The sequence below is a fragment of the Synergistaceae bacterium genome, assembly GCA_017444345.1.
In the GTDB taxonomy this organism is placed as follows: Bacteria; Synergistota; Synergistia; order Synergistales; family Aminobacteriaceae; genus JAFUXM01.
The window spans coordinates 1-11,525 of record JAFSWW010000105.1 but is presented as its reverse complement, the minus strand read 5'-3'; the positions used below and the strand labels follow the sequence as shown (position 1 = coordinate 11,525).

Annotated in this window: 13 protein-coding genes; 8 read left to right on the top strand and 5 right to left on the bottom strand. The window is 39.4% G+C overall.

Features of this window, described 5'->3' with window-relative positions; translation table 11 throughout:
* The 4 genes from IJS99_08555 to IJS99_08540 all read left to right on the top strand — a co-directional run.
* On the top strand, window positions 1–372 hold a 372-nt coding region (locus IJS99_08555; GenBank protein ID MBQ7561865.1), incomplete at its 5' end, for a hypothetical protein.
* Window positions 373–590: 218 nt separating this feature from the next.
* On the top strand, window positions 591–1,538 hold the full coding sequence (locus IJS99_08550; GenBank protein ID MBQ7561864.1) for a hypothetical protein: 948 nt from the start codon (window positions 591–593) through the stop codon (window positions 1,536–1,538).
* Window positions 1,539–1,565: 27 nt separating this feature from the next.
* Window positions 1,566–2,174 (top strand): hypothetical protein, encoded by a 609-nt coding sequence (locus IJS99_08545; protein MBQ7561863.1) that lies wholly within the window; start codon window positions 1,566–1,568, stop codon window positions 2,172–2,174.
* Window positions 2,175–2,235: 61 nt separating this feature from the next.
* Window positions 2,236–3,918 (top strand): alpha/beta hydrolase, encoded by a 1,683-nt coding sequence (locus tag IJS99_08540; GenBank protein ID MBQ7561862.1) that lies wholly within the window; start codon window positions 2,236–2,238, stop codon window positions 3,916–3,918.
* 57 nt (window positions 3,919–3,975) lie between these two features.
* On the opposite strand, the gene IJS99_08535 is transcribed toward IJS99_08540, so the two are convergent.
* Window positions 3,976–4,557, bottom strand: coding sequence for a LysE family transporter (locus IJS99_08535; GenBank protein ID MBQ7561861.1), 582 nt, complete (start codon window positions 4,555–4,557; stop codon window positions 3,976–3,978).
* 286 nt (window positions 4,558–4,843) lie between these two features.
* Between IJS99_08535 and cysK the strand changes: the two genes are divergently transcribed.
* The 4 genes from cysK (at window position 4,844) to IJS99_08515 (ending at window position 8,197) form a co-directional block, all read left to right on the top strand.
* Window positions 4,844–5,770 carry a cysteine synthase A gene (gene cysK, locus IJS99_08530; protein ID MBQ7561860.1) on the top strand — a complete coding sequence of 309 codons (927 nt, stop codon included), beginning with the start codon at window positions 4,844–4,846 and terminating at the stop codon, window positions 5,768–5,770.
* A gap of 3 nt (window positions 5,771–5,773) precedes the next feature.
* A complete protein-coding gene (locus IJS99_08525; GenBank protein MBQ7561859.1) occupies window positions 5,774–6,577 on the top strand; it encodes a hypothetical protein in 804 nt (267 codons plus the stop codon).
* A 17-nt stretch (window positions 6,578–6,594) separates the two neighbouring features.
* Window positions 6,595–7,020 (top strand): hypothetical protein, encoded by a 426-nt coding sequence (locus tag IJS99_08520; GenBank protein MBQ7561858.1) that lies wholly within the window; start codon window positions 6,595–6,597, stop codon window positions 7,018–7,020.
* 76 nt (window positions 7,021–7,096) lie between these two features.
* A complete protein-coding gene (locus tag IJS99_08515; protein MBQ7561857.1) occupies window positions 7,097–8,197 on the top strand; it encodes a site-specific DNA-methyltransferase in 1,101 nt (366 codons plus the stop codon).
* Window positions 8,198–8,249: 52 nt separating this feature from the next.
* Here the strand turns inward: IJS99_08515 and IJS99_08510 are convergent, their stop codons facing one another.
* The 4 genes from IJS99_08510 to mgtE all read right to left on the bottom strand — a co-directional run.
* Entirely contained in the window at window positions 8,250–8,999 is a 750-nt protein-coding gene (locus IJS99_08510) for an amino acid ABC transporter ATP-binding protein (GenBank protein MBQ7561856.1), read from the bottom strand.
* A gap of 6 nt (window positions 9,000–9,005) precedes the next feature.
* Entirely contained in the window at window positions 9,006–9,818 is an 813-nt protein-coding gene (locus IJS99_08505; GenBank protein MBQ7561855.1) for an amino acid ABC transporter permease, read from the bottom strand.
* Window positions 9,808–10,623 (bottom strand): transporter substrate-binding domain-containing protein, encoded by an 816-nt coding sequence (locus tag IJS99_08500; protein ID MBQ7561854.1) that lies wholly within the window; start codon window positions 10,621–10,623, stop codon window positions 9,808–9,810. The genes IJS99_08505 and IJS99_08500 overlap by 11 nt, the downstream gene beginning before the upstream one ends.
* Before the next feature lie 108 nt (window positions 10,624–10,731).
* Window positions 10,732–11,525, bottom strand: a 794-nt coding sequence (gene mgtE, locus IJS99_08495; GenBank protein MBQ7561853.1) for a magnesium transporter, incomplete at its 5' end; no start/stop codon positions are given.

Sequence of the window (11,525 nt, the reverse complement as noted above, 5' to 3'; positions counted from 1 at the left end):
GTAAATGAATACTCAGAAAGTTATAATACTGTCTTGAGGCAGGCTCAGCAGGATCAACGAAAACAAGCCCGCCCTAAATTGAGATCACACGTTAAAGATTTTGACAGTTACGACATTATAATGCTGGGTTATCCTAACTGGTGGGCATCGATTCCCATGCCTATAGCTTCATTTTTGCAGGAATATAATTTTGCAGGAAAAATAATAATGCCTTTCTGCTCACACGGGGGCGGAAGATTTGGCCAGAGTCTCACAGCTATAGCAAAACTCGCTCCGGATTCACTCATAACTGAAGGATTATCTGTTCATTATTCAGGAGGCAGCACTCTTAAATCAGATATAGCTAAATGGCTTGAGTTATTGAATAAATAAAAATTTTTCCGCAGTCTTGAAATATTACCGGGCTGCGGATTTCATAAATTCAGTATTGACAGTACCCCCCTATAATTTATGTAATAAATCAATTAAAATTTTATATGTTTATCATAAGGAGTAGATAATCAATGAAGCACAGAAAATTTTTATTATTGTCAGCTCTCATTTGTCTAGTTCTTCTCCTAACCTCGCAGGCACAAGCGCACCCGGGGGCAATGATGTGCACACCCTCAAATAGTAATCGTGTCCGTTCGTCTCAAAGCATACCAAGACCGCGAATCTCTGAAGGTGAAGAAAATAGTTACTCGCAGCAATTTTATGACGAATTCAATTCCGTTTATCTTGGCGGGCCTAATTTTGACGGGGCGGGAACATTTTATTATATTGAGTTTGACGGGGAATTTTCGCGCGTCTATAGGAATTACGGACAATATAATAAAGATAATTTCTTGACTATTCAGGGGAGAGTATCAGACTGGGATGTCATAAATTCCGGCGGAGTCGCTTATATTTATTATAGATTGTCGGGCGATTCGTATACTATTTACAGACGCAAACTCACACGCAGCGGAGTATCAAATGCCGAGTCATGTCAATTTGATTTTGACGGAGATTTTGCAGTGGCTGACTCCCCCGAACGTTTATTGATTGTCTCAAATAACGGCAATTATAATTACACAGTCGGATTATTTGAATTTGGGCAGAAATCGCCGGCTCGTACATGGTCGGTTACAGTGCCTTCTGATTTTGACGGGGCTCATTACGTTTGTTACGAGATAGCGACTCAAAATGTATACTTCGGCGCAAGGAAAAAAATAGGCGCAGATAGAAGTCTGTTTGTGTATCATTATTTGCACAAAATTTCTACATCGGGCGAGTTTGAGAGATATTCTCCTGAAGATGATATACCGGGCTGGAATGAAGGCTATTATAAAAATATTATGATTTTCCGTTATGGGCGAATTTTATGGGAATATACCGGAGAAGCTGAAGATGTTTATTCAGTTAGAATCTATGAGCCTCTCACTAAGACAACAAGAACAGCAGTATATACATGGACGGATTCAAATGGTAATGAGAGAACACTTAGTGATTTATTCCCGAATTATACAGACGAAGATTATACTTATAATGTATATCCTGACGAACTCAAGAATATTTAAATTCGTTACTGGGGATATTCAGGTCTCATGAAAGTATTGCACTTAAGGAGTCAATATTCAGTCTCAACCGGTGATATAAACGTCGCCGCACTTGAGAGAATCAACACCGTAAAATTTGCGCCCTATATGAATAATCAGCACGATTATACTAGATCTGACAGGGACTCCAGCAGCCTAATACGTGAAATAAATTCTTCAGGCTATATCAGCACGAATAACACACAAATAACTGAATCATTTATATATAATTTATCATTTGAAGACTACGGCAAATCAGGATTCACTGCTGACGGCAACACGAGATTATTTTTACGCGCTCAATCAAACAGGGCGGGGACGTTCAAATTTTCCATTCCTGAAGGATTCGGGACTCTTGAAGATCTCAACAGGCACGGCGGCGGGACTGAAATAGAAATCAGCACTACAGATCTAGGCAATGGAATCTATCAAGCGTCTGCAGTGCTTATATCTCCGTCAAATTATCCGGCTAATAATATTTTATTCCCGTCTCATGCATTTGACGTAAATTTGACTTTCACCGATAATTCAGGAATTAGTGAAAATATCCCGCCTTTAGGGTTAAAGATTCAAGCTGTCCCGGTCGTATTAATTCACGGGATATTCGGGGACTTTTAACGTAGGAGGTCCGGGCGTTTGGAATTCTTTATACAATGCATACGGGGGCAGTTATCCTTATATTTCAGGCTGGAATTACACGAACACTAACGGGCCCATTGACGAAATCCCTGACAATTCACGGAGCGAATTATTTTATCATATTGCTGACGTTCTTGACGCTGTAAATGAGCATTATAATATTGCCTGCACTCGCGTTGATTTAGTAGTTCACAGCATGGGCGGCTTAATGGCGAGAAGATTTTTACAGGCCGACTCTGGTCAAAAAAATTCGGCACTCGCATATAAACAGGGACTAATACGCAGAATTATTACTATTGCTACACCTCATGAGGGCAGCCCTATGGCTAATTACGCGCTTTATGGTGATACACCTCTTGCACCTGATACTGTAGCGGATTTGCTTGATCCTGATTACTTATTTGTTAGAGGCGTGCTCGCATTAGTGAAGGGATCTGTACAGAGTCATTTTACATATGCACAAAGCGGCCTAAGAGATTTAGCAGTAAACAGTGAGTTAATTAATTCGCTTAATTCCCGCTCAAGTGTGCCTATTCATGTAATTTACGGCAGAGTCAGAGAAAATATAGACTCTCTGCAATTTTTTGATTTACCGAGAATTTTCTTTGTGATTCTAAGATATATGCCTTCTTTATTTAGTACACCGTCTGCATTATTTAGAATTATATTCGGAGATGATGATTACGATATAGCCGTGGGAATGTCAAGCGCAGTATCAAAATTTTCAAGCTCTACGGAAAAAAGCGGCTTAGATTATAATCACGTCTCAATCTGCAAACAGGACGATATAGGCGGACTTGTTGTGCAATTATTACAAGGCCCATCATCAAAATTTGATACATCAGGAGTCGGAGTCTCTGCTAGATTCTCAAGTCCACGAACGAGCAAAAATGTTTCAGTAATTAATCCGGTCGAGACTGCAAATATTTTCACTCAAGAATTTAATTTGACTGTGAACGGCCAAGACAGCACTTTAACGGCGAATCAGCTTCAGACGGTGAATTTTACGGCCAAGATTGACACAGAAATGAATAACGGCGTTTATTTATTCATGGATGGCGACTCTGACGCAAGAATAATTACTCTCAATGACGAGGGCGACAAGAAAACATTTTCAGCAAATTTTGTTATTCCTAATAATTTGACTGGTGTATATGAACTTTCTTGTGCTGCTTCAGGCGATTACGGAAAAATTTATACTTCTAATACTGTCGAACTAGTCATTAAGCCAAATTTAACGAACATTCAGAGCTTAGAATTTATTAACGGCTCAAAAATTTTATTGAATACGAGTTCAGATTTTATTCTGCCTCTTTTCGCGACAACTAGAGACGGAGGAATGTATAATGTTGCATCGCCCTTAATGGGTACGGAAATAAGCATAGATAATAATTCTATAGCGCGAATTACAGAAGACGGCCATATAATAGGACTAAGACAAGGCACTGCGGCAATAAGAGCCTCACTCGGTGATTATATTGCACTTGTCAGCGTAGATGTCGGGGCAGTTCCTACACCTCAAGAAAATATAACGCCGACTCCGACTCCAGTTCCAACACCGACTCCGAGTCCTGATATAGTGCCGGAAACGAGTCCCGATTCTGAACCGTATTATCCTGATTATCCTGTTTACGGCGGGGGCGGCGGCGGATGTAATTCAGGAATGATTATAATTTCGCTTGTGTTCGTGGGAATTCTTGCAATAAACCGCAAAAAATTTTAATTCATGAATCAAAGCAGCGGGTTTGATTTGAATGGTCGACCCGCTTTTTTTGCTGCATTAACTCATGACGATTCTAACTGCGCACCATAATAAAATAATTCCCATTGAAATATTAAACGGTCTGTAATACCGCGTTATTATCTTGTGCAAGAGACTCCCTGCTGCTCCCCATATGAACCAGTTTGCGGCACTTATCGATAAAATTATTGTCCCGTGTACAAAGAATTCATACAAACCCGCGCCCGACGGAATTATATAGGCCGTAAAAATAGTAATGAAATATAGCAGCATCTTTATATTCGTGAATGCAAGTATTAAGCCGCTTTTAAAATTTATATCGCGTGTTTGATTCGCTCCGGGTTTGCTGATTGCTATACGTATTGCGAGCCATACAATATAAGCTGCTCCGACATATTTTAAATAATTCACGACTTCAGGCACATATTGATTTAATTGATGACAGAAAAATAATACAAGCAGCATTAACGACGTGCAGCCGGTGAATATTCCCGATATAAGTCTGAGTCCTCCCGCCCAGCCTCCTGAACTCACGGAATAAAGGCACATTAAATTATTCGGTCCCGGTGTAGAAGTACTCACAAGAGCATAAGGCATATACGATAAAATTACTTCAAGCAAAATTAATCACACTCCTGAAAAAATTTTTTATTGTATTCTACACTTGATTAAATGAGTTTTACATGTCATAATTCACTAATAAAATTTTTATTTATCGGGGTGAAAACAGTATGTATAATTATATAAACTTTGCACTAACTCAGGGAGTATTATGCTGCTGTTGTTGCTGCCGTCTTTCACAAAATTAATTCACGATTAAATTATAAAACTTTTTTGCGCTATTAAAATTTTTTCAAGTAAACGAGACTCTTGCGCTCGTATATATTTATTTTTAGGAGGACTCTATATGATTTACAAGTCATCAGATCAGTTAATAGGCCGAACTCCCATTCTTGAATTATCACGAATCGGGCAATATTTTAATTTGCAGGCTAAAATTTTAGCAAAACTTGAATATCTCAACCCGGCGGGCAGTGTTAAAGACAGAGTCGCAAAATCAATGATAGACGATGCGGAAAAATCAGGGCGGCTCAAACCTGACAGCGTTATAATCGAACCTACCAGCGGAAATACAGGAATCGGGCTTTCTTCAGTGGCAGCGGCTCGTGGGTATCGCGTAATAATAATAATGCCTGAAACTATGTCAATCGAGCGCAGAAAATTGATGAAAGCTTACGGCGCAGAGTTAATATTAACTGAAGGCGCAAAAGGAATGATGGGAGCAATCGAGAAGGCTTCAGAACTTGCGAATAAAATTCCGAACAGTTTTATAGCCGGACAATTTGTGAATCCTGCAAATCCTAAGATTCATAAACAGACAACGGGGCCGGAAATTTGGCAAGACACGGGCGGCCAAGTTGATATTTTTGCGGCGGGTGTAGGAACTGGCGGAACTTTAACGGGAGTCGGCGAATATTTGAAGAGTCAGAATCCCAATATAAAAATTGTTGCCGTTGAGCCTGCTTCTTCTCCTGTGCTATCTTCGGGACGTTCGGGAGCTCATAAGATTCAAGGAATAGGCGCGGGATTTGTCCCTGAAGTCTTGAATACTCGTTTATACGACGAAATTATAACGGTCAATAATGAAGACGCTTTTAATAACGCGAGACTTATGGGCAAACTTGAGGGCGTATTAGTGGGCATCTCATCGGGGGCGGCTTTGACTGCTGCGATAAAATTAGCTCAGAGGCCGGAGAATTCGGGCAAAAATATAATTACTATATTCCCGGATAACGGCGAAAGATATTTATCAACTGAATTATTTGCAGAATAAATCATGAATCTTGATACAATCTTGAAATCTACAAGCAAGGAACTTGAAAATTTAGCAGCTGGTGACGGCGAGTCTTTTAACGGGATTCGCGAGCATACAGAGTCGGCATTCAAAAATTTACTGGCTGCTATGTTCCCTGCTCACATGAATCCGGAAAAAATAAGCGTACTCGAAAATTTGAATCTTGCATGTGAAAATTTAAAGCATTCAATCACGAGAATAACGGGCAATCATGACGAGTCAAGCAAAATTATTAATGAATTAATTGCGAAATTGCCGAGTATCCGCAAAATTTTAATGACTGATATAATTTCAGCGTATCAGGGCGACCCTGCAGCAAAGAGTCTCGATGAGATAATACTTTCTTATCCGGCTTTTATTGCGATTAGTGCTTACAGAATAGCCCACGAGCTTTATTTAATGCGTGTAAATCTAATCGCGCGAATCATAACAGAATATGCCCATAAATTAACGGGAATCGACATTCACCCGGGCGCAAAAATCGGCGAATATTTTTTCATAGATCACGGCACCGGCGTTGTAATAGGCGAGACTGCAACAATCGGGAAGCACGTTAAATTATATCAGCATGTTACGATCGGAGCGAAAAGTTTTGCAGTTTCTGAAGACGGCTCACTCGTTAAAGACATAAAGAGACACCCGGATATAGGCGACAACGTGATAATTTATGCAGGAGCTACGATTCTGGGCGGCGATACAAGAATCGGCGATAATTGCGTGATAGGCGGAAATGTCTGGCTGACTCATTCAGTTAAGGCCGGTGAAGTTGTCTTAAATGAGCGTTAATGTAATATAATATTTACATGATAAATTACTGGACATCACAAAGTATAGAATTTGCACAGCAAAGAAATTATTTAGATGAACTCTTTAAAGTTTATCCGTTGAATCCTAATTTGAGGCGGGAGATTTCGAGCTTAATAATTAATGACATAAAGCAGGCTTTTAACGAGCATGATAATATTTTGCTGCTTGAGACGTTATTAAAATCGGAGTTATTCCCGCTGAAGGATTCTTATATTCCATTTTTGCGTCATGATAGAGAGGCAATAAAGCGCAACCCTCAAACAGTGAACCGAATAGCAGGAAATTTATATCAAATGGGAATCGAAACGATTCTAGAAAAGTGTTCAGCTCCTAAGGAAACTAACAGACAAATGGGTCCGCTTTTCAAGAACTGGATTCAGAAAAATATAATAGGCGTTCCTGTCTTAAATAATAATGTATAAATATCTGCGTTCTCATCCTAAAGACAATATATTATCAGCTCTTGTGCTGCGTGAATTTCTTTACTCGTTATAAATTATGGTAGAACTTATATTTGATAATAAGCCGACTCGCAGTGAAATATCGAATAAAGCATTATTTGCCGCAGAGAATATAAATATTAATTTTTCTGACTCAGCAAATTATCTAATTAAATCCGAAAATTTTATTGCGCTTTCTGTACTGCTTAATTATTACCGTGAAAAAATAGATTTAATTTATATTGATCCCCCGTTTAACACAATGCAAGACTTCTTTATTTCGCAAAAACGTGCAAATTCTATAAGTTCAATAAAAGAATTCATGGCATATAATGACAAAATGCAGCTCGATAAATTTCTTGCTTTCATGTATGAGCGTTTAATTATGATTCATGAGCTTTTATCGTTTCGAGGCTCGTTATATCTTCATATTGACTGCAAAATGGGACATTACGTGAAAATTATTCTTGATGAAATTTTCGGCTCGGACAATTTTATTAATGACATTGCACGAATAAAATCTAATCCAAAAAATTTTTACAGGCGAGCATGGGGCAATGAGAAGGACATGATTTTATTTTACGCAAAAGATTCGCGGCATAATATTTGGAATGATATTAAATCTGCAATGAATCAGGACGAATTAATGCGTAGATTTCCGAAAATTGACTCTAACGGCAGGCGATATACAACGATCCCTCTTCATGCTCCCGGAGAAACACAAAACGGCATAACGGGCTGTGCGTGGCGTAATATTCCCGTTCCTGAGGGGCGGCACTGGAGGACAAATCCCGCCGAATTTGATAAATTAGACTCAGAAGGCAAAATCGAATGGTCATCGCGAGGCAATCCCAGAATCAAGAAATATGCTGATGAACATGACGGCAAAAAAATTCAAGATGTATGGACATTCAAAGATCCTCAAAATCCCGTTTATCCTACAGAAAAGAATCACGAAATGCTGAAATTAATTATTGCCCAGTCTTCGCTGAAAGAAAGCACTATTCTTGATTGTTTTGCAGGAAGCGGGGCGGCTTTATTATGTGCTCATGAACTCGGGCGCAAATGGATAGGCATAGACAAATCTGACGCAGCAATAAATATTATACGTAAAAATTTTAACAGCGATTATATATTTCTTGACTTTATGAAAGAGTAAAAATTTTCTCCCCCTGCCAGTTATTAGAGTTAAAAGCAAGGGGAGTTATTTATTAATGCCTCAAAACTTTAGAGAGAAATTCTATAGTTCTTGGCTGCTTAGGATGATCAAAGACTTCTTCAGGCGTTCCCTGTTCGCTGATAATGCCCTTGTCAATAAATAATATTTTGTCCGCAATTTTATGAGCGAATCCCATTTCATGCGTTACAAGATACATAGTCATTCCCGAGTCCGCTAATTCTTTCATGACATCAAGAACTTCGCCGATCATTTCGGGATCTAATGCGCTTGTAGGTTCGTCGAATAAAAGCACGTCGGGATTCATTGCCATAGCTCGTGCGATTGCTACTCTTTGTTTCTGACCGCCTGATAATCTTTCCGGCCACTCGTCAATTTTGTCAGCAAGTCCGACTCTTTCAAGCAAAATTTTAGCTCGTTCGTCTGCTGCTTCCTGAGTCATAATCTTTAAATCAACCGGTGCTAGAGTCAAATTCTTTCTTACTGTCAAATGCGGGAATAAATTAAAATGTTGGAATACCATTCCCATTTTGCGGCGGACTTTGTTAATATCGCAATTCTTTGATGTAATATCTTCACCGTTAAAATTTATAGTTCCTGATGTCGGCTCTTCCATTCTGTTAAGACAGCGCAGAAAAGTACTTTTGCCCGAACCTGAAGGCCCTATTACTGCAATTTTCTCGCCCTTGTTTATCTCTGTAGTTATGCCGTTGAGCACGTGCAATTTCCGCCCGTCAGTAAGAGTAAAAGTTTTGTGCAAGTCCTTAATTTCGATTACTGCCATAAAAATTTACCTCCTTCTGCCTCTGCTGAGCCACTGCTCTAATTTACTCACAAATTTAGTTAACAGCATTACTATAACAAGATAAATTATAGCTACCATTACTAGGGGCTGTGAATGCTCAAGAGTCAACGCTTGAATATTTTGCCCGGCTCTTGTTAAATCATCAATTCCGATATAACCGGCTACAGAAGTTTCTTTCAAGAGTGCAATAAACTCATTGAATAACATGGGAATAATATTTCTCAACGCTTGAGGCAAAATAACGCGCTTCATTGATGTACCATAAGAGAGTCCCAGCGAGCGGGCCGCCTCCATTTGTCCGGAGTCAATTGCTTCGATTCCGCCCCTGAAAATTTCTGCGATATATGCGCCCGAATTAAGACCGAATGCAAGAATAGCTATATATTGAGTGTTTAAATCTCTAGCAGACGCAAAAATTGTGAAATTCCAGATTAATAATTGCACCATCGCCGGAGTCCCCCGCAAGACAGTTATATAAGCCTCGGCAATCCAATTTAAAACGGGAATTCTTAAGCCGCCCTTATGAGCTACTCGAATCACACTAAGAATTAAGCCTACAATTATCCCGATTATAGTCGCTCCTGTTGTCATAAAAATTGTAGCCTTCAATCCGTCGACTAACATCATGTAACGTCTATCTTTGACGAAATTCTGATAAAATCTCCGGTTGAAATCCGCCCATGCCTCAGCCGTAAAGAATCCCGACGCATAAAGCAAATATATTAAATATACAGCGACAAGGCCGAGAAGCACATCACCCCGGCCCAGTCCTTTGCGTGAATTATAATTATTTCTCATAGTCATCTGCCTTTACGAGTGCGACTTGTTTTGCCCCGACTACGTAATTATCTGAGAAGTCCATATTTTGTTTACGTTCTTCAGTTACTGTGATACCAGCGCAAATTAAATCTACTTTATTTGTAGATACTGCCATCGGGAGCGCGTCAAAATTCATATTGATAATTACTAATTCTTTATCAAGTTTCTTAGCAATTGCCGCGCACATTTCTACGTCAATCCCGATAAAGCCCGAACCTACTTTTAATTCATACGGAGCGAATCCCGCTTCAGTTCCGACAACTAATTTGCCGCCCTTTGCCCCCTTGTTGAAATCAATATCTTCAGGCTTAATGCTTGATGAGTCCCCTGCTAAGAAAGTTTCATAGTATTTCTTGAAAATTTTATCAAGAGTCCCGTCTGCTTTGATTTCTGCGAGTGCTTTATTAACTTGTGAGAGTAATTCAGAATTACCCTTTTTGAATCCCATCGCGTAATTTTCTTCAGATAAAGGCTCATTCATAATAGCGAGTCCTTCAACTGATGCAAGAAATCTTTTCGCGGGCATTTCGTCCATTATGATAGCTCTTACTTTGCCCTGAAGTAATGACGATACAGCATCTACATATTTCTCGTAAGTCGTCAATAAATCGCCCTTCTTGTCTCCGAGTAAATCTTCAGCTATGTATTGCCCGACTGTGCCGCGCTGTGCTGCGAGTCTTTCTGTTTTGAGCTGGCTTGTAGTCTTGAGCTTGGCCGGAGTGTTCGCACTAAATGCTGAACTTGCAAGAATTAACACGAGTATTAACGCTAAAAATTTCTTCATGGCTATAATACAACCTCCTGAAAATAAATTTTATTTTATTTTATTTCACAATAAATTATTGAATTAAACTCTAAGAATTATATCACGTGTGAGAAATAAATAAATCTCCTAAACGCTCATAACTTTACTGGCAACAGCAAAATACATTGTCAAGCTCCCTGCGTCTACTATAGTCGTAACAATCGGAGCAGCCATTAAAGCAGGGTCAAATCCTACAGCCTTAGCAAGTAAAGGCAGCATACCCCCTATTATCTGCGCAAAAATTACCGTAGCAAATAAGCTAATTCCTACTGTAATAGATAATAATAAATCGCCGCTGAGCATATATTTATACGCAAAATTAACTATTGCCAAGCCGCTCCCGACTAAGAGACTCACCCGCAATTCTTTAAATAAAACTTTCAGAGCGTCATAAATCTTTAATTCACCTACAGCAATACCGCGAATTACTAAAGTTGAAGACTGTGAGCCAGCATTCCCGCCGGTGTCCATTAACATGGGAATAGACGCAATTAATGCGGGTAAAGCCTCAAATACTGAAGTGTAATGCGTTATAATCTGCCCTGAGAGAGTCGCCGAAATCATTAAGACCATCAGCCAAATAACGCGCTTCTTTGCCAGTTCAAGCACTCCCATTGACAAATAAGGCTCATCCATAGGAAGCATAGCGGCCATCTTGTGAAAATCTTCTGTGCTTTCTTCTTCTAATACTTCCATAGCGTCATCAACTGTAACAATTCCGACTAAATGATTTTCTGAGTCGACAACCGGAATCGCCATAAAATCATATTTCTGGAATAATTCCGTAACTTTTTCGCGGTCGTCGTTAGTGTTCACGCTGATTATATTCGTGTCGGTCATTATGTCGCGAATTTTATCCGCATATTGTGAAAGCAGCATAG

Coding starts and splice junctions, on each gene's coding strand:
- IJS99_08520 (MBQ7561858.1), top strand. CDS start 6,595: ATGATAAATTACTGGACATCACAAAGTATAGAATTTGCACAGCAAAGA.
- IJS99_08505 (MBQ7561855.1), bottom strand. CDS start 9,818: ATGAGAAATAATTATAATTCACGCAAAGGACTGGGCCGGGGTGATGTG.
- IJS99_08510 (MBQ7561856.1), bottom strand. CDS start 8,999: ATGGCAGTAATCGAAATTAAGGACTTGCACAAAACTTTTACTCTTACT.
- IJS99_08550 (MBQ7561864.1), top strand. CDS start 591: ATGATGTGCACACCCTCAAATAGTAATCGTGTCCGTTCGTCTCAAAGC.
- cysK (MBQ7561860.1), top strand. CDS start 4,844: ATGATTTACAAGTCATCAGATCAGTTAATAGGCCGAACTCCCATTCTT.
- IJS99_08545 (MBQ7561863.1), top strand. CDS start 1,566: ATGAAAGTATTGCACTTAAGGAGTCAATATTCAGTCTCAACCGGTGAT.
- IJS99_08515 (MBQ7561857.1), top strand. CDS start 7,097: ATGGTAGAACTTATATTTGATAATAAGCCGACTCGCAGTGAAATATCG.
- IJS99_08500 (MBQ7561854.1), bottom strand. CDS start 10,623: ATGAAGAAATTTTTAGCGTTAATACTCGTGTTAATTCTTGCAAGTTCA.
- IJS99_08525 (MBQ7561859.1), top strand. CDS start 5,774: ATGAATCTTGATACAATCTTGAAATCTACAAGCAAGGAACTTGAAAAT.